Annotated in this window: 19 protein-coding genes; all 19 read left to right on the forward strand. The window is 38.0% G+C overall.

What is annotated here, in order from left to right; translation table 11 throughout:
* Positions 1-5 precede the first annotated feature (5 nt).
* The 19 genes from RCJ95_RS06480 (at position 6) to spoIID (ending at position 19,076) form a co-directional block, all read left to right on the forward strand.
* On the forward strand, positions 6-1,289 hold the full coding sequence (locus tag RCJ95_RS06480; RefSeq protein ID WP_004269465.1) for a methyl-accepting chemotaxis protein: 1,284 nt from the start codon (positions 6-8) through the stop codon (positions 1,287-1,289).
* 328 nt (positions 1,290-1,617) lie between these two features.
* On the forward strand, positions 1,618-2,055 hold the full coding sequence (gene rpiB / locus RCJ95_RS06485) for a ribose 5-phosphate isomerase B (protein WP_004269466.1): 438 nt from the start codon (positions 1,618-1,620) through the stop codon (positions 2,053-2,055).
* Positions 2,056-2,141: 86 nt separating this feature from the next.
* Positions 2,142-2,684 carry a TIGR01440 family protein gene (locus RCJ95_RS06490; protein WP_446722033.1) on the forward strand — a complete coding sequence of 181 codons (543 nt, stop codon included), beginning with the start codon at positions 2,142-2,144 and terminating at the stop codon, positions 2,682-2,684.
* Between the two features lie 54 nt (positions 2,685-2,738).
* Entirely contained in the window at positions 2,739-3,980 is a 1,242-nt protein-coding gene (gene glyA, locus RCJ95_RS06495; RefSeq protein ID WP_237899257.1) for a serine hydroxymethyltransferase, read from the forward strand.
* A gap of 285 nt (positions 3,981-4,265) precedes the next feature.
* Positions 4,266-6,422: an EAL domain-containing protein gene (locus RCJ95_RS06500; RefSeq protein ID WP_257521123.1), complete on the forward strand. Its 2,157-nt coding sequence runs from the start codon at positions 4,266-4,268 to the stop codon at positions 6,420-6,422.
* A 124-nt stretch (positions 6,423-6,546) separates the two neighbouring features.
* Positions 6,547-7,176 carry a uracil phosphoribosyltransferase gene (upp, locus tag RCJ95_RS06505; RefSeq protein WP_004269470.1) on the forward strand — a complete coding sequence of 210 codons (630 nt, stop codon included), beginning with the start codon at positions 6,547-6,549 and terminating at the stop codon, positions 7,174-7,176.
* A gap of 157 nt (positions 7,177-7,333) precedes the next feature.
* On the forward strand, positions 7,334-8,455 hold the full coding sequence (gene wecB / locus RCJ95_RS06510) for a non-hydrolyzing UDP-N-acetylglucosamine 2-epimerase (protein WP_004269471.1): 1,122 nt from the start codon (positions 7,334-7,336) through the stop codon (positions 8,453-8,455).
* Between the two features lie 537 nt (positions 8,456-8,992).
* Entirely contained in the window at positions 8,993-9,364 is a 372-nt protein-coding gene (locus RCJ95_RS06515; RefSeq protein ID WP_004269472.1) for an ATP synthase subunit I, read from the forward strand.
* A gap of 37 nt (positions 9,365-9,401) precedes the next feature.
* The gene (gene atpB, locus RCJ95_RS06520) at positions 9,402-10,112 is read left to right on the forward strand and encodes a F0F1 ATP synthase subunit A (protein ID WP_221679373.1); all 711 of its coding nucleotides are present in this window, start codon (positions 9,402-9,404) and stop codon (positions 10,110-10,112) included.
* A gap of 63 nt (positions 10,113-10,175) precedes the next feature.
* Positions 10,176-10,400, forward strand: a complete 225-nt coding sequence (gene atpE, locus RCJ95_RS06525) for a F0F1 ATP synthase subunit C (protein ID WP_004269474.1) — start codon at positions 10,176-10,178, stop codon at positions 10,398-10,400.
* A 173-nt stretch (positions 10,401-10,573) separates the two neighbouring features.
* Positions 10,574-11,092 (forward strand): F0F1 ATP synthase subunit B, encoded by a 519-nt coding sequence (atpF, locus tag RCJ95_RS06530; protein WP_004269475.1) that lies wholly within the window; start codon positions 10,574-10,576, stop codon positions 11,090-11,092.
* Positions 11,089-11,625 (forward strand): F0F1 ATP synthase subunit delta, encoded by a 537-nt coding sequence (locus tag RCJ95_RS06535; RefSeq protein ID WP_036076089.1) that lies wholly within the window; start codon positions 11,089-11,091, stop codon positions 11,623-11,625. Before atpF ends, RCJ95_RS06535 begins: the two co-directional genes overlap by 4 nt.
* Positions 11,626-11,653: 28 nt before the next feature.
* The gene (atpA, locus tag RCJ95_RS06540) at positions 11,654-13,162 is read left to right on the forward strand and encodes a F0F1 ATP synthase subunit alpha (RefSeq protein ID WP_004269477.1); all 1,509 of its coding nucleotides are present in this window, start codon (positions 11,654-11,656) and stop codon (positions 13,160-13,162) included.
* A 47-nt stretch (positions 13,163-13,209) separates the two neighbouring features.
* Complete coding sequence (atpG, locus tag RCJ95_RS06545) at positions 13,210-14,067, forward strand: ATP synthase F1 subunit gamma (RefSeq protein ID WP_004269478.1); 858 nt, start codon at positions 13,210-13,212, stop codon at positions 14,065-14,067.
* Positions 14,068-14,118: 51 nt separating this feature from the next.
* Positions 14,119-15,534, forward strand: coding sequence for a F0F1 ATP synthase subunit beta (gene atpD, locus RCJ95_RS06550; protein ID WP_004269479.1), 1,416 nt, complete (start codon positions 14,119-14,121; stop codon positions 15,532-15,534).
* A gap of 24 nt (positions 15,535-15,558) precedes the next feature.
* Positions 15,559-15,966, forward strand: coding sequence for a F0F1 ATP synthase subunit epsilon (locus RCJ95_RS06555; RefSeq protein ID WP_004269480.1), 408 nt, complete (start codon positions 15,559-15,561; stop codon positions 15,964-15,966).
* Between the two features lie 75 nt (positions 15,967-16,041).
* Positions 16,042-16,281 (forward strand): DUF1146 family protein, encoded by a 240-nt coding sequence (locus tag RCJ95_RS06560; protein WP_004269481.1) that lies wholly within the window; start codon positions 16,042-16,044, stop codon positions 16,279-16,281.
* A 464-nt stretch (positions 16,282-16,745) separates the two neighbouring features.
* A complete protein-coding gene (gene murA, locus RCJ95_RS06565; RefSeq protein WP_004269482.1) occupies positions 16,746-18,056 on the forward strand; it encodes a UDP-N-acetylglucosamine 1-carboxyvinyltransferase in 1,311 nt (436 codons plus the stop codon).
* Between the two features lie 81 nt (positions 18,057-18,137).
* Positions 18,138-19,076, forward strand: a complete 939-nt coding sequence (gene spoIID, locus RCJ95_RS06570; RefSeq protein ID WP_313150455.1) for a stage II sporulation protein D — start codon at positions 18,138-18,140, stop codon at positions 19,074-19,076.
* Positions 19,077-19,083: the final 7 nt, after the last annotated feature.

Here is a 19,083-nt window from a genome sequence, read left to right on the forward strand (position 1 = left end):
GTCCTATGAAAAAACAATTTGGTTTACGACTAAAATTGGTGTTATTTGTTAGTGTTCTTGCACTAATCACCTACAGTGTCAGCTTTATATTCATTGAGTTTTTACAACCTACCTTCTTCCCTGACACAAATCGAAAAGTTTTTGAAGTGATTACGTATGCGTTAGGCATAACTTGGTCAGGGATATTAGCTGCCTTTTTAAGTGTAATCCTCATCAAGCCTTTACAGCAGCTTGAGCATTCAGCAACACTTGTGGCGGAAGGAAAAATAGGACAGGATGTACAAATGCCTAATACAAATGATGAGATTCGATCTGTTGCAGAGGCATTCCAACAAATGGTGTTAAACTTACGTCAAATGGTGGAAAGTATTGATCATAACTTCCAACAAACGAATCAATCGATTATCCAGCTTTCAGATGAAGCAGGAGTGGCAACAAGAAAGGCAGAAGGCATTGCGTCTACCGTAAAGCATATTTCTACAGGAGCAGAAGCATCTGCGACAGCTGTACAAGATACTGCTGAAGCGATTGAAGATGTAAGAACGCTTGCAACAGAGGTAAATAGTAGGGCAGAGGCATCAGCATCACAAACTAAAGAGATTCTACATAATTTATCGACAACAACAAAAGCCATTGAAACATTAGTGAATAGTATTCAACAAATTGCGACAGGCAATAATGAGGCATTAAAAAGCATTCATGCGCTAGAAGAGAATGCTGGACAGGTAGAACGAATAATTAGCTTAGTTGGTGACATTGCAGCACAAACCAATCTGTTGGCACTAAACGCTTCTATAGAAGCTGCTCGGGCAGGAGAACATGGAAAGGGCTTTGCAGTAGTAGCTGAAGAAGTCCGTGGTTTGGCTGATGAAAGTGCAAAAGCAGTGCAAGGAATTACAGCTTTAATTCAAACCATGCAGCAAAACGTAGAAGTAGTTGTGAAACAAATGAACGAACAAGTTGCCTTTGCAACAAAGGAAGCCGATCGAGTTTCTGAAACAACGACAGCAGTAGAAAATATGGCTTCTAATGTACATGAAATGGCAACATCAATTGTTGAGATTTCTTCTTTAATCGAACAGCAAATGCATAATATTGAAACGACAGCTCGACAATCACAGGAAGTTGCTGCCATTGCGGAACAAACGTCAGCAGGTGCACAGGAAGTTCGTAGTGCAGCTGAAGAGCAAGCCTATGCAATTGAACAAGTCGAGCATCTGGCTCAAAGTTTGAAAAAGCAATCAGAAGCATTGCATAAAATGATTCAACAATTTGATAGACAAGCGTAGTCCTGAAGGTTATACATAAATCCCGTGAAAAATCGGATTTATGTATAACCTTTTTTATTAAAGGACAATTTATGTCCACTGTAAGTAAAAAGCTAAAAAAACTTCAGAAGATGGAATATTACAACAAAAGACCATTATCCGAACTTATTAACATGATATTCACATTATCCACAAAAAAATAAGTTTAAAAGTGAATGATTTTATGTTAACATACAATTAATGTTCGTCTTTCGGGAAAAATCAGCGTAAAAATACAAGAAAAATCGTGTTATTCTTCAGAAAGAAGTGGTACACTAAGGTTGACTATAATTCGAAAAGAGGGAACCCAGTGAGAATAGCAATTTCTTCTGATCACGGAGGCAATAACTTACGTCGTGAGATTATGCAGCTATTAGATGAACTTCAAATTAGCTACGAAGATTTTGGTCCACAATCTGCGGATTCAGTAGACTATCCAGACTATGCAAAACCTGTATCTGAGGGTGTTGCTAACGGAGAATTTGATAAAGGCATTTTAATTTGTGGCACAGGAATTGGTATGTCCATTGCCGCTAATAAGGTCAAGGGCATACGTTGTGCATTAGTACATGATGTATTTAGTGCCAAGGCAACGCGTTGCCATAATGATTCAAATATTTTAGCAATGGGCGAACGTGTAATTGGCCCTGGCCTTGCACGTGAAATCGTACAAGCATGGCTAGAAACCGATTTTGAAGGTGGCCGGCATGTACGCCGTATTGAAAAAATTACTGAACTAGAGCAATAGTAGTTTTGTTATTCCATATATGGCATTCGTATAGGATGTCATATATGGCATGATTTTAATGGATATAGATGAAGGAGCTGAGCTTAATGGTTGTAAAACAAATACGAACACATTTGACTCAGTTACTCAGTGAATTTGAAGAGCAGGTAATATTACGACCCCATACAATTTTTGTAGTAGGGTGCTCTACATCTGAAGTGATTGGTCAGAAAATTGGCACAGCGGGAGCATTGGAGATAGCAGAAGCCATTTTAGAGCCGCTACAAGAATTTGCAGCAAAGCATCAATTGCTTTTAGCATTCCAAGGTTGTGAGCATATAAATCGTGCCATTACTATGGAAGCATCAACAGCTGAAAAATTTGGCTATGATCCAGTAGCAGTTGTCCCAGTACGTACGGCAGGCGGCTCAATGTCAGCATATGCCTATACGCAATTTGATAATCCAGTGATTGTTGAAACAATACAGGCACATGCAGGTATTGATATTGGACAAACATTAATCGGTATGCATTTGAAAGCAGTAGCTGTACCTGTTCGAACATCGGTAAAAATGGTAGGAGAAGCTGTTGTGACGATTGCAACAACACGTCCTAAGCTAATTGGCGGAGAACGTGCAGTATATAAATAATTACCACCCTAGTGGTAGAGATGAATAACGATACTTTAGGAGGCTTTTTCAAACATGGCATATGAAAAATTAGCAGTACAAGACAAAGCAGTATTAGATGGAATTCTTGCAGAAAAAACACGTCAGCAAGCAAATATTGAATTGATTGCATCCGAAAACTTTGTATCCGAGGCAGTGATGGAAGCGCAAGGATCAGTACTGACAAATAAATACGCTGAAGGTTATCCTGGTAAACGCTATTATGGTGGCTGTGAGCATGTAGACGTAGTAGAAGATATTGCACGTGATCGTGTAAAAGAACTCTTCGGAGCAGAATATGCAAATGTACAACCACACTCAGGTGCACAAGCAAACATGGCTGTTTACCATACTATCCTAGAACCAGGTGACACAGTTCTTGGTATGAACCTTTCACATGGTGGTCACTTAACACATGGTTCTCCAGTAAACTTCTCTGGTATTCTATATAATTTTGTAGAATATGGTGTAACACAAGATACTCAAGTGATTGATTATGAAGATGTACGACAAAAGGCTTTAGAGCATAAACCGAAACTGATTGTTGCAGGTGCATCTGCTTATCCACGTGAAATTGACTTCTCTAAATTCCGTGAAATTGCAGACGAAGTCGGAGCCTATTTCATGGTGGATATGGCACACATTGCTGGACTTGTAGCTGCTGGCGAACATCAATCACCAGTGCCATATGCTGATTTTGTTACATCAACTACACATAAAACATTACGTGGACCACGTGGTGGATTAATTCTTGCTTCAAAAGAGTGGGAGCAAAAGCTAAATAAATCTGTATTCCCAGGAATTCAAGGTGGCCCATTAATGCATGTTATCGCTGCAAAAGCTGTAGCATTTGGAGAAGCTTTACAACCAGAATTTAAAGACTATGCAAAACAAATTAAAGCCAATGCAAAGGCTTTAGCAGAAGTATTAATTGCTGAGGGTGTTGAAATTGTTTCTGGTGGTACAGATAACCATTTATTACTGCTAAATGTTAAATCTCTTGGTTTAACAGGTAAAGTAGCAGAGCACGCACTAGATGAAGTGGGTATTACTACAAATAAAAATACAATCCCTTACGATACTGAATCTCCATTTGTCACTTCTGGAATTCGTATTGGTACTCCAGCGGTCACTTCTCGTGGCTTTAAAGAGGAAGATATGAAAGAAGTAGGAGCAATTATAGCAGCTGTTCTTAAAAACCCTGAAGATGAAACAGTTAAAGCAGATGCAAAAGATCGTGTGAAGGCATTAACTGATAAGCATCCATTATATGTATAATCAATAGAATATTAGCTGTGTTTAAAGTACAAAATTTACTTTAAATACAGCTTTTTATTTTGGAAATAGAGGATTAAACTGTAAAAAACATCTTTTTTCTAACAAAGTAGAATAATCCCCTTATTTTTGAATAAATTTACATAAAAACGGTATAAAGGGATATATTATAGTAGGCAGAGGACAGATAGTGTCCTAGAAAAGAAGTTTTTTTTAATAAAAGTGAAAATTTAATTAAATTTTATGTACAATGGAAATGAGATGAAGGGATAGAAAAGGAGGGGTTAGATGGTCACTAAATCGTTAAACACAGATTATGATGTATTATTAAACAGCATTCGCAAATTAGGGAATAATTCGAAAGAAAGCTACGTTATTTTTGATGCGACGAAGCATCATTGCATAGTAGAGTGTAATGATTCTTTTTGTATGCTTACTAATGCTGCACGTTCACAAATTCTCAATACTGATTATTTTTCATGGCTATCAATGGATGAAAAAAAGACAACCATTGAAATGATTAAAGAAAAAATACATAACGGCATAATGGTGCAGGCGAAGCTATATCATAATGGCATCGATAAACCTCCCTTTTGGGCAGAAATACAAGCATTACCATTTTGCAATGAGGCAAATATAACGCAATTTGTTTTAGTATTTGTGAAGGATGTTACATATTATCATACGGAAGACTTCTTAATGCGTTTAGAAAATGATATGTACAGGGCAATTGAGAAGGAGTTTACTTTCGAGCAAAAGATGAAGCTTATTTGTCAAGGCCTTGATGAATTTTTCATGCCAAATATTGCAAGTATGGTGCTTATAAAAACAGAAGTAAACCAATTACAAGTTTTCATAGGAGATAATCAAACAAAGAGCGTACCAAGATGTTGTGCAAACAATGATTTCTTTAATAAGGTCATGCAATCAGAAACCTCTACTTTCATAGAGAATTTAGATGAAGTGAATATTCCTGAAGAACATAAGCAATATGCTTCGCTAGCTAAAAAGCCGCATGGATGGTTTATCCCTATACGTAATCAACAGCGGCAAGTAATAGGTGTTTTCTCGATATTTAGCCAAAAAACTCAAAGTGACCAAATGCTTAAAAATTTGTTTCGAAAAATGGGTGCTCTTGTTGCATTGGCTTATTCATATGCAAGGACGCAGAAAAAAATTTGGGATTTAGCCTATACAGACATTACAACAGGTCTACCTAATCGTCACAGCTTTGTTAATACGATTGAAAGAGAAGTTCAGCAGGGTCAAAGCGGCTTTATTAAAATATTAAAACCGAGTGAATTTCATCAAGTAGTTGAATTGTATGGCCGTGAAATTGGTGATGAACTTTTAAGACAACTTGCGAAACGTCTTGAGCAAGACAAGTCAGAAAGTAATGAGTATGTTGCTAGATTTACAAGCTCTAGTTTGATTATGACTACAATGTCACTTCATGAAGATTTACATGATTATGAGATGAGAATAAAAGAAACGATTCGCCAACCATTTATTATAGGAGGAAAGCAAATCTATATTACATTAAAAACAGGAATTGCTTCCTATAGTGATGACATTAATATTAATGATGCGATTCGTTTTGCAGATAATGCGTTATCCTTTGCAATCGATAGGCCAGGTACACATACTGAAATATTTACAACAGAGAAAAATGATGTGCTTGTACAGAAGATGACAGTCTTAAATCATTTGTCAGAAGCCATTAAAAATAAAGAAATAACAGTACACTTACAGCCTAAAGTAGATTTACGCAATGGGGATATTCAAAGTATTGAAGCACTTGCAAGGTGGATTTCCCCAAAATTGGGTTTTGTTTCACCAGCAGTCTTTATTCCAGTAGCAGAGAGTGCTGGTAAGGTTCGAGAAATTGATGTACTTATTTTAGAGACGGTACTCTCATGGCTTTCAGAACGACAACGCCTAGGAAAGAAATTAGTGAAAATAGCAGTCAATATTTCACCCGATCATTTTTACTACACGCACTTTGTTCAGGATACACTGAAACTTGTGCGGAAGTATAATATTGACCCTAGCTATATTATCTTAGAGGTGACAGAAAATATTGGTTTAGTAGATTTTCAATCAGCCTATAAGATCATTCAAGAGCTAAAGAGCTATGGCTTTAAAACATCCGTAGATGATTTTGGCACAGGCTTTTCTTCGTTAAGCTATTTGCAACAACTACCGTTTGCTGAACTAAAGATTGATCGTAGCTTCATCAATGCTATAGAAGATCCAGCAACACTGGCTATTGTTCGCTCTATCATTCAGTTAGCATTAAATTTAGGAATGATTTCAGTGGCAGAGGGCATAGAGACAGAGGAACAGGTTGAGATTCTACGTGCGCTAGGATGCACAGTAGGACAAGGATACTTCTATTTCAAGCCAATGCCAATTGAACAATTAGATATAATCCTTGATCAGTAACATAGTTTTGACAAAAGAATAGATGACAAATGGAGTTCGCTTAAATTTATTTTTGAGGCGACTCCTTTTTTCTGTTATACTAGTTGAGATAAAAATGAATCCGAACGGTGAGGAGAGAATCCCTTTGAGCAAAGTCTATGTATTTGATCATCCACTAATCCAACACAAATTAACTTATATTCGCGACAAGAATACAGGAACAAAAGAATTTCGTGAGTTAGTAGACGAAGTGGCAACACTAATGGCATTTGAAATTACACGTGATATGCCAGTAGAGGAAATTGAAATTGAAACACCTGTAACAATTGCAAAAACAAAAGTACTTTCTGGTAAAAAACTTGCAATCGTACCGATTCTACGTGCAGGTATCGGTATGGTAGATGGTGTATTAAAGCTTATCCCTGCTGCAAAAGTTGGTCATATTGGTCTTTATCGTGATCCAGAAACATTAAAACCAGTTGAATATTACGCAAAACTTCCTGCTGATGTTGAAGAACGTGATTTCATCATTGTAGATCCAATGCTTGCAACTGGTGGTTCTGCAGTGGAGGCAATTCATTCACTGAAAAAACGTGGAGCTAAAAACATTAAATTCATGTGCTTAATCGCTGCACCAGAGGGTGTAAAAGCTATTCAAGAAGAACATTCGGATGTAGATATTTACATTGCTGCACTTGATGAAAAATTAAATGACCATGGTTATATTGTACCAGGCTTAGGTGATGCCGGAGACCGTCTATTCGGTACAAAATAAACATCCATACATGAAATTTCCTCATTTAGGAAACTAATAACTTGTGAAAGCGTCCTTCAAATTGAAGGGCGTTTCATAGTATGTGTAGGTAAGTAATCTCTCGTCGATGGGAGATTTACCTTACCATACAATAACAAAAAGGACGGTGCAGATCGTTTTGACAAAAAAATGGAAAGTAATGACGATTTTTGGTACAAGACCAGAAGCAATTAAAATGGCTCCTCTTGTTTTGGAGTTACAAAAGTATCCTAAGCAAATAGAATCTATTGTAACTGTAACAGCACAGCATCGCCAAATGCTCGATCAAGTATTAGAGACGTTTAGTATTACACCAAACTATGATTTAAATATAATGAAGGATCGCCAAACATTAATAGATGTAACGACAAATGCATTACAGGGTTTAGATAAAGTAATGAAGGAAGCACAACCAGATATCGTTTTGGTACATGGTGATACAGCAACTACTTTCATTGCAAGTCTCGCTGCGTTCTATAACCAAATTGCTATAGGACATGTAGAAGCGGGACTGCGAACATGGAACAAATATTCACCATATCCAGAGGAAATGAATCGCCAACTAACAGGCGTGATGGCTGATTTGCATTTTGCGCCAACTGAAGTATCTAAAAAGAATCTTTTAGATGAGAATAAAAATCCAGCGACGATTTTTGTTACAGGTAATACAGCAATAGATGCATTAGCAACAACAGTCAGTGAACACTACACGCATCCTGTACTAGATAAAATTGGCGAGGATCGCATGATTTTATTAACGGCACATCGTCGCGAAAATCTTGGTGAACCAATGCGCCATATGTTTAAAGCGATTACCAGAATACTCGCAGAACATGAGGATGTTCAAGTTGTTTATCCTGTTCATATGAATCCGGCTGTAAGAGAAATTGCTAATGAAATTTTAGGGAATAATAAACGAGTGCATTTAATTGAGCCTCTTGAAGTATTTGATTTCCATAACTTTGCAGCAAATTCATATATGATCTTAACAGATTCGGGCGGTGTACAAGAAGAGGCACCTTCATTAGGGAAGCCAGTGCTTGTTCTTAGAGATACGACAGAACGCCCAGAGGGGATTGCAGCAGGAACATTAAAGCTAGCAGGAACAGAAGAAGAAACAATTTACGCCTTAGCAAAGGAATTACTAACAGATAATAATGCCTATGAAGCAATGGCTAAAGCATCAAATCCATATGGGGATGGACATGCATCTAAGCGTATTGTTGAAGCATTGCTAGGATTTTTACAAAAAACTAATTAATATACTATATTTTATATTAAAAATAAGTCTAATGTACCTGTTGAAATGGGTAAGCTAATTTACGAGCATAATCTTGTCGTAAATTAGCTTTTTTTATGCGTGAGAAGGTTGAGAAATTTTGAAACTATGAAATTTCATACACAAATTTGTCAACAATTTGACAAGAGTATAGAGGCTGTGAAGTTTTTCTCCTTTACCAATTGACTTCAAATATCACCTATTGTATGCTTACAAAGGGTAAGAATGATAAGGGTTTCTGTTCATAAATAGGACGTTGAAACACTTGTTATATCAACTTTCTACTAAATTGACAGTTCAAAATAAAACTGTCGATTTGCAACGTTTTGTGCGTTTCGGTTTTTACCGAGTCGGTAAGGGGTGTAAGTTATTTTTTTGGGCATTTACACCTGTAATTGAAATGACTCTCCCATTACTATTCCGCTGTGAGTAGTGCTTTTCACTGCTCTTTTCTGATTTCACATAGTGGTCAGCAAACGTTTTCATTACTCGAAAAAATGATTCAGGAGATTACAACCAATGCTAGATTTGCATCACATTTTTGCTGTGCAGAAGAGGGCGTTATTTTTTTTGCTTGCACTCTGCGCATTAGGCTGGGGATTTACCCCCTATCAAACTGTTTTTGCGGGCATCGCAGTCGGTGCATTCTTTGGTACGTATAATTTTTGGATTTTAGTTCGGCGTATGGAGAAGTTTGACAGATCCATTAGTGAAGGGAAGAAAATAGGCTCACTTGGTACAGCGCTTCGCTTTGGATCAGGTGTTGCGGCAGTCGCAATAGCCATTTCGTTGCCAAACTATTTTCACTTAATTAGCACGGTTATAGGGCTAATGATTCCGTACGTTTTTCTCTTTGTCGAGAGAATTGTGTCACATGTAAGGAACCGCTAATGTGCTTTAAATTAGAAAGAGAGGTGAAAAAATAACAATGGATCACAAAGCTCCGTTACTAGAAGTCGGTTTTTTAACATTTAACTTATCAACAGTTATGATGTTACTAGTTGCAGCAATTATCGTATTTTTAATTGCCTTTATTTCAACTAGAAGTCTAAAACTAAAACCAACTGGTATGCAAAACTTTATGGAATGGATTATGGATTTCGTAAAGAATATCATCAAAAGCAACATGGATTGGAAAACTGGTGGACGATTCCATGTTTTAGGTATTACGTTAATTATGTTTATCGCAGTATCTAACTTATTGGGTCTTCCTTTTTCTATCATCTATGACCACACGCTATGGTGGAAATCACCAACAGCTGACCCTACAGTAACAATGACGTTAGCAGCAATGATATTAGTCTTAACGCACTTCTATGGTGTAAAAATGAAGGGTTCAGGTCATTATGTTGGTACATTCTTTAAACCAATGTCATTCATGTTCCCACTTAAAATAGTAGAAGAATTTGCAAACACATTAACATTAGGTCTACGTCTTTACGGTAACATTTACGCAGGTGAGATTTTACTAGCCTTACTTGCAGGTTTAGCATCATCAGGTGCCATGGGATTCATCGGAGCAATCGTTCCTATGATGGCATGGCAAGGTTTCTCAATTTTCATCGGCTTTATCCAAGCCTTTATCTTCACAATGTTAACAATGGTTTACATGGCTCATAAAGTGAGCGATGACCATTAATATAAAGCATATATACTATGCTTGAACTACAAAAACAAACAATTCCAAGGAGGAAATTTTCAAATGACAGGTTCATTAGGTTTATTAGCAGCAGCAATCGCAATCGGTTTAGGTGCACTTGGTGCAGGTATTGGTAACGGTCTTATCGTATCAAAAACAGTAGAAGGTATCGCTCGTCAACCAGAAGCTCGTGGCGTTCTTCAAACTACAATGTTCATCGGGGTTGCATTAGTTGAGGCCCTACCGATCATCGCAGTAGTAGTAGCATTCATCGTTATGAACAAATAATTCAGTTGAACACTGAATTTTACTAGTGGCGAAGCAGGATTCTCCAGATGAAACTTCGCCCTTCATTTTGGAACAGATAAAAGCTATGTGCAAATATAGCTTTTTAAAATAGGTAGTTTTTTAAGTAACTAAATTATGTTGAAGTTAAAGCTCTTGAAGGGAGTGAAACAATCGTGTTTTTAGATAATCTTGTACTAGGTGCAGGCGCTGGATTTAATAGTGGAGATATCATCGCAACATTAGTTATTTTCATCGGATTAATGTTACTACTTAGGAAATTCGCTTGGGGTCCACTTATGGGCATCATGCAACAACGTGAAGAATTAGTAGCGAGTGAAATCGAAGCAGCTGAAAAAGCGCGCAAAGAATCGCACCAATTTTTAGAAGAACAAAAGAGCCTTCTTAAGGAAGCTCGTACAGAAGCACAATCGATTGTTGAGGGCGCTAAAAAGCAAGGCGAATTACAAAAAGAAGAAATTCTTACTGTAGCTCGTAATGAAGCAAACCGCTTAAAAGAATCGGCTTTACGTGAAATTGAGTCTGAAAAAGAAAAAGCTATTGCAGCTGTACGTGATGAAGTCGTTTCATTATCTGTACTTGCAGCATCTAAAGTCCTTAGCAAAGAGATTTCTGAGGCAGACAACCGTGCTCTAATTGAAGAGACGATTGCGAAGGCAGGGGAAGCTCGATGAGTAATTCAACTGTAGCAAAACGTTACGCTCAAGCGCTTTTTGAATTGGCGCAACAAAAAAATATTCTTACTGAAGTTGGAGCAGACTTAAGTGAACTAACAAAAGTAGTAAAAGAATCTCCTGATTTTTTAACGCTTTTAAATGCACCTAAGTTCTCCGTCGAACGAAAAAAACAAATGGTAGCTGATATCTTTAATGGTGCAACACCAGAAGTTTTACACACTGTTCAACTTCTAGTTGAGAAAAAACGTGTAAACGAGATGACACAAATTGCTAAGGCATATGCTGAACTTGCTGCGCAAGCACAAGGCACTGCAGATGCAACAGTATTTTCAACACGTGCACTTTCTGCAGAAGAAAGCGCTAATATTTCAGCAGCGTTCGCGAAACTTGTTGGAAAACAATCTTTAAATATTACAAACGAAGTTGATCCATCTTTACTTGGTGGTATTCGTGTTCAAATCGGTAACCATATTTATGATAGCTCAGTAGCAAACAAACTAGAGCGTCTAAAACGTGAATTAATCGGTTAATAATTTAGAAATGTGAGAGGTGACATACATGGGCATCAAGGCTGAAGAAATCAGCAGTCTGATTAAACAACAGATTGAGAATTATGAATCTGAACTTAAAGTAAGCGAAGTTGGTACAGTTATCCGTATTGGTGACGGTATTGCTCTTGCTCATGGCCTCGACAACGCCATGGCTGGAGAACTACTAGAGTTCTCTAATGGTGTTATGGGTATGGCTCAAAACCTAGAAGAAGGTAACGTTGGTATCGTAATCTTAGGTCCATACACTGACATCAAAGAAGGCGATGAAGTTCGTCGTACAGGTCGTATCATGGAAGTACCAGTTGGTGAAGAACTAATTGGTCGTGTTGTAAACCCACTTGGACAACCAGTGGATGGACAAGGTCCTATCAACACTACAAAATCTCGTCCAATCGAAAGTCCAGCTTTCGGTGTAATGGCTCGTAAATCAGTACACGAACCACTACAAACTGGTATTAAAGCGATTGACGCATTAGTACCAATCGGTCGTGGTCAACGTGAGTTAATCATCGGTGACCGTCAAACTGGTAAAACATCTGTAGCTATCGATACAATTCTTAACCAAAATGACCAAAACATGATTTGTATCTACGTAGCAATCGGTCAAAAAGAATCTACTGTACGTGGTGTTGTAGAAACTCTTCGTAAACATGGCGCTTTAGATTACACAATCGTTGTGACAGCTTCTGCTTCTCAACCAGCTCCATTATTATTCTTAGCACCATTTGCTGGTGTATCTATGGCTGAAGAATTCATGTTACAAGGTAAACACGTTTTAATCGTGTATGATGATCTTTCTAAACAAGCATCAGCTTACCGTGAACTTTCACTTCTTCTTCGCCGTCCTCCAGGTCGTGAAGCATATCCTGGTGACGTTTTCTACTTACACAGCCGCTTACTTGAACGTGCTGCGAAGTTAAATGAAACATATCAAAATGGTTCAATTACAGCTCTTCCATTCGTTGAGACACAAGCTGGGGATATCTCTGCATACATCCCAACTAACGTAATCTCAATCACTGATGGACAAATCTTCTTACAATCTGACTTATTCAACTCAGGTGTACGTCCAGCGATTAACGCCGGTCTTTCTGTATCACGTGTAGGTGGATCTGCTCAAATTAAAGCAATGAAAAAAGTTGCGGGTACACTACGTCTTGACTTAGCTGCATTCCGTGAGCTTGAATCATTTGCTCAATTTGGTTCAGATTTAGATAAAGTAACACTTGCTAAACTTGAGCGTGGTAAACGTACGGTTGAAGTTCTTAAACAAGACCTTAACAAACCACTAAAAGTTGAAAAACAAGTTGCAATCCTTTACGCATTAACTAAAGGTCATTTAGATGATATTCCAGTACAAGATATCGTTCGCTTCGAATCAGAATTCTTAAGCTGGTTAGATTCAAACCACACAAACGTTTTAGATCATGTTCGTACTACTAAAGAGCTTGCTCCTGATGCGGATTATGAAGCAGCAATCAATGCATTCAAAAAAACTTTCGCTAAATCAGAATAAGTCTTAGCTAGTCACTTGATTAAAAAACAGAAGGTGGTGAAATACCAGTGGTAAACTTACGCGAAATTAAAGGTCGTATTACTTCAACAAAGAGTACGAAGCAAATTACAAAAGCAATGCAGATGGTTTCTTCTTCTAAGTTACGTCGTGCAGAGCAAAATGCTAAAGCTTACGTTCCTTACATGGAAAAAATTCAGGACGTAGTAGGCGCGATCGCTTCAGGGACAAAAGACAGCGGACATCCAATGTTAACTGCTCGTCCTGTTAAGAAAACGGCTTACTTAGTCATTGGTTCTGACCGTGGTCTTGCAGGTGCTTACAATTCAAGTATCCTACGTCAAGTACAACGTACGATTAACGAGCGTCATAAATCAAAAGACGAATACGTTATTTTAGCAGTAGGTCGTGTTGTTCGTGACTACTTTGTGAAACGTGATCATAATGTCATCAGTAATGTTGTCGGTCTACCTGACCAACCAACATTTGCTGATATTAAAGAAATCGCTCGTAATGCTGTTGGTATGTTCATTGATGGTACGTATGACGAACTTTATATGTACTATAATCACTTTGTCAGCGCTATTGCTAGCGAAGTGACAGAGAAAAAACTTCTTCCATTAACAGATATTGCCCCTGCAAGCGGTACTGCTTCTTATGAATTCGAGCCATCTGGCGAAGCAATTCTAGAAGTGTTACTTCCACAATATGCGGAAAGCTTAGTTTATGGCGCATTATTAGATGGAAAAGCAAGTGAACATGCTTCTCGTATGACGGCTATGAAAAATGCAACAGATAACGCAACTGATCTTATTTCAGACCTTTCTTTGCAATATAACCGTGCACGTCAAGCGGCGATTACACAAGAAATTACAGAAATCGTTGGTGGAGCTGCAGCCTTAGAATAGGCAAGCAGCTTCCCAATGTCGTATAAGAATACGATAGGAGGGTACACAGTAATGAATAAAGGACATGTTATTCAAGTAATGGGTCCAGTTGTTGACGTTAAATTCGACAATGGCCAATTACCAGCAATCTATAACGCTTTAACAGTTAAGATTGAACGTCCTAATGAAGAACCAACAATTCTTGCATTAGAAGTTGCGCTTCATTTAGGTGATGATTCTGTTCGTACAATTGCGATGTCATCTACTGATGGCTTACAACGTGGAGCAGAAGTAACAGACTTAGGAAAAGCTATCTCAGTACCAGTTGGTGAAGTTACACTAGGTCGTGTATTCAACGTACTTGGAGAAGTAATTGACTTAGGTGAAGAGATTCCAGCAGACGCACGTCGTGATTCAATTCACCGTGAAGCACCAACTTTCGAGAATCTTTCAACTACAGTTGAAATTCTTGAAACAGGTATCAAAGTAGTAGACTTACTTGCACCATATATCAAAGGTGGTAAAATCGGTCTATTCGGTGGTGCCGGTGTAGGTAAAACTGTATTAATCCAAGAATTAATCAACAATATCGCACAAGAGCACTCTGGTATCTCTGTATTCGCTGGTGTAGGTGAGCGTACTCGTGAAGGGAACGACTTATTCTTCGAAATGAGCGATTCAGGCGTTATCAAGCAAACAGCGATGGTATTCGGTCAAATGAACGAGCCACCTGGTGCACGTATGCGTGTTGCTTTAACTGGTCTTACAATGGCGGAATACTTCCGTGATGAGCAAGGTCAAGACGTACTTTTATTCATCGACAATATCTTCCGTTTCACACAAGCAGGTTCTGAGGTTTCTGCCCTATTAGGTCGTATGCCTTCTGCGGTAGGTTACCAACCAACACTTGCAACTGAAATGGGTAAACTACAAGAGCGTATCACATCTACGAACAAAGGATCTGTAACTTCTATTCAAGCGATTTATGTACCAGCCGATGACTATACTGACCCGGCTCCGGCTACAACTTTCGCCCACTTAGATGCAACAACTAACCTTGAGCGTAAATTATCTGAAATGGGTATCTACCCTGCGGTTGACCCATTAGCTTCGACTTCTCGTGCATTATCACCTGAAATCGTAGGCGCTGAGCACTACGCAATTGCTACTGGTGTACAACGTACAATCCAACGTTACCGTGAATTACAAGATATCATTGCAATCTTAGGTATGGATGAGTTATCTGATGAAGATAAACAAACAGTAGAACGTGCTCGTCGTATTCAATTCTTCTTATCACAAAACTTCCACGTTGCGGAACAATTCACTGGTCAAAAAGGTTCTTATGTACCTGTAAAAGAAACTGTTCGTTCATTCAAGGAAATCCTTGATGGCAAATGGGATCACCTACCAGAAGATGCTTTCCGTCTAGTTGGTTCAATTGATGAAGTAGTTGAAAAAGCGAAAAGCATGGGCGTAGAGGTTTAATACTAGGGACGAGGAGGAAAAAATATGAAGACAGTTCTAGTCAATATTGTCACTCCCGACGGCCCAGTATACGATTCTGAAGTATCAATGGTAATCGCTAAAACAACTTCAGGAGAAATCGGTGTTCTTGCAGGCCATATTCCAATGGTTGCTCCACTTGCAATTGGTGCAGTGAAGCTTAAAAAAGAAAACGGTTCGACTGATATTGTTGCTGTAAGCGGTGGTTTCATTGAAGTTCGTCCAGAAAAAATCTCAATTTTAGCGCCGTCTGCTGAAATTGCTGAAAGCATCGATGTTCAACGTGCTAAAGAAGCCGTTAAACGTGCTGAAGGACGTCTTCAAAGTAAACAAGACAACATTGATTTCAAACGTGCTGACCTAGCATTAAAACGTGCGTTGAATCGTATCAACGTTCATGAGGGTAATATCTAATTCATTTTTAACGGGCAGATATCGCATCTGCCCGTTTTTTAAGGTGAATAAATATAGAGAAATGGAGGATGCTACATGGAAATATATGAAGCGATTGGCCAAGAAGCTTTATTGGGTATTTTATCTCACCTGTTTTTTATTGCTATTACTTTTTACGCCTTACAAGCTTTTATGATCGAAAAACTATTTAAAAAGAATCGAGTTTTTCAAATTCAGCTCATTTATATTTTACTTAGTATTGCGATAGGCTCAGCAGTATCAAATTTCTTTCTTCAAATATCTAGCTGGTCAGGCAAACTCCCTTATTTATTTTAAAGAATTTTTTTCTTTCTTTCATAAATTTATAGGTCTACATGCTTCAAAGGACTTTATAATACCATTTGTGTGGCCCTTTGAACTATGTAAAAAGACGCTAATACATTAAATTCTTATGAATTTCACGCTATTAGCTACCAAGATACCCATTGATAAATGTACGATAATAGGTGCCCACCACTTTATTTTTTATAGAAAAAAATGAAAAGTTGTTTTTTATTCATATATCTTTGGGTATGTATTAGAAGCGAACGGGTTATTGGTCATTCACAAAAAAAAATTAGCAGCGTACAATAAATAAATAGCAAAAAATCTAATAATAGCTTAAAATAGTGATTTGGACGCTTGAACGAGCGTTAGAAAAGTTGTACTATAGAGTTGTTTGTTTACTGATTATGACATTATACTTCTTTATTAAAATAAAAATTTGGTAGGTTAATAGATTGAATTCGGAGGGACATAGGGTGGATAAAATAATAGTGACTGGCGGCCAAAAACTACAGGGAAAAGTACGTGTAGAGGGCGCAAAAAATGCAGTGTTACCAATCCTTGCAGCAGCTTTACTTGCTTCAAAAGGAGAAAATGTAATTAAAGAAGTCCCTAATTTAGCAGACGTCTTTACAATAAATGAAGTACTTAAAAGTTTAAACGCAGCAGTTACATATATACCTGAAGATAATGCCGTATATATAGATGCAACAAAAGAACTTTCAAGTGAAGCACAATTTGAATTTGTTAGTAAAATGCGTGCATCTATTTTAGTAATGGGATCTCTACTTGCTCGTAATGGCTATGCACGTGTAGCACTTCCTGGAGGCTGTGCAATTGGATCACGTCCGATTGAATTACACTTAAAAGGCTTTGAAGCAATGGGTGCAAAAATTTCATTTGGCCATGGCTATGTTGAGGCGAAGACAGAGGGTCGCTTAAAAGGGGCTAATGTGTATTTGGATTTCCCAAGTGTTGGGGCGACTGAAAATATTATGACAGCTGCATCTTTAGCTGAAGGGACAACTGTAATTGAGAATGCAGCGAAAGAGCCTGAAATCGTGGATCTTGCAAACTTTATTAATAGTATGGGTGGCCGTGTAATCGGTGCGGGGACAAATACGATTCGTATCGAAGGAGTCGATACATTATATGGAGTAGAGCATCATATTATTCCTGACCGTATTGAAGCTGGTACATTTATGGTAGCAGCAGCTATTACTAGAGGAGATGTGGTGATTGAAAACGCAGTTCCTGAGCATATGACTGCTTTAATAGCTAAAATGCGTGAGATGGGCGTAGAAATTACTGAGTTGGATGAAGGTATCCGTGTACGAGTTCCTCAAACACTAAAAGCAGTTGATATCAAAACAATGCCACATCCTGGTTTCCCAACAGATATGCAATCACAAATGATGGCGTTAATGCTTACTGCTGAAGGTACGAGTATTATTACAGAAACGGTATTCGAAAACCGTTTTATGCATGTTGAGGAGTTCCGTCGCATGAATGCTGGTGCTAAAATAGAGGGACGTTCTGTGTTTATCGAGGGGCCTGTGAATCTTCAGGGAGCTGAGGTAATGGCAACGGATTTACGAGCTGCGGCTGCATTAATTTTAGCGGGTCTTGTATCTGAAGGAATGACACGTGTCACAAAACTTCATCATTTAGATCGTGGTTATGTTGATTTCCATGGAAAGTTAGCATCTCTTGGTGCTAATATTGAACGTATTACAGAAGAAGTAGTGACAATTGAAGATGTAACAGTTGAATTGCCTACAAACTAAATAGATTTTAAAACCCTTTGCTTTTTATGCAGAGGGTTTTTGTTTTCTCATAACTACAAGAAATTTAGCATATTATTCCTTATGAAAAAATGGATGATTAGTATAGGTGTCATTTGCTTGATTGGGGCATTATATATGCTTCCTTTAGTAGGGTTTAGTGAAAGACAAGAGGCTATCATACCTCAAGCTAGTGATAAGAATGCTTGTGAAATATTTATAGAAGTGGAGGGGCAAGAAGAAAAAATCCCTTTGGAAACGTATATTACAGGGGTAGTTGCTGCAGAAATGCCCGTTTCTTTTAAAAAAGAGGCACTGAAGGCACAAGCTATTGCAGCACGCACATATGCGTTGAAAACGACAAATTACGGTAAAATTGCGATCGCCCCAACTGTGGCAAAGCAAGTCTTCTATGATGAAGAACAAAGAAAGGCGAATTGGGCTAGCAATTTCCTGGGAAATGAAAAGAAAATTGTCGAAGCTATCAATGAAACAGAAGGACAAGTTATTCTTTATAATAATGAATTGATTACAGCTATGTTTCATTCAACAAGCAATGGTAAAACAGAAAGCGCTTATGGATATGGTGGAAATGATATACCATATTTGCAAAGTGTTGCAAGTATATCTGATCAAGCATCTCCTAAGTTTGAGGCTGAACAAGAATGGACTTTAGCTCAATGGAATAAGCTCTGGCCTATACAATGGCAACCTAGTGATTTTAATCGTATTCAGTTATTTTATAATGATTCTGGGCGAGTAGAACGTTTACAGCTAGGGAATAACGTCTGGACAGGGAGAGAGGTAAGAACGCTCCTTGGTATTCCATCAACTGATTTCACAATCATCTTTAATGCCAATAAAAGAAAGGTTCAAGTGAAAACTCAAGGTTATGGACATGGAGTGGGCATGAGTCAATATGGAGCTGAGGCAATGGCAAATGAAGGGAAAACAGCTGTCGAAATTTTACACTATTATTATCAAGATATTGAAATAAAAAAAATAGATGCATGTTTAAAATAACTTCTAG

It is taken from the genome of Lysinibacillus sp. BSL11, assembly GCF_052928325.1.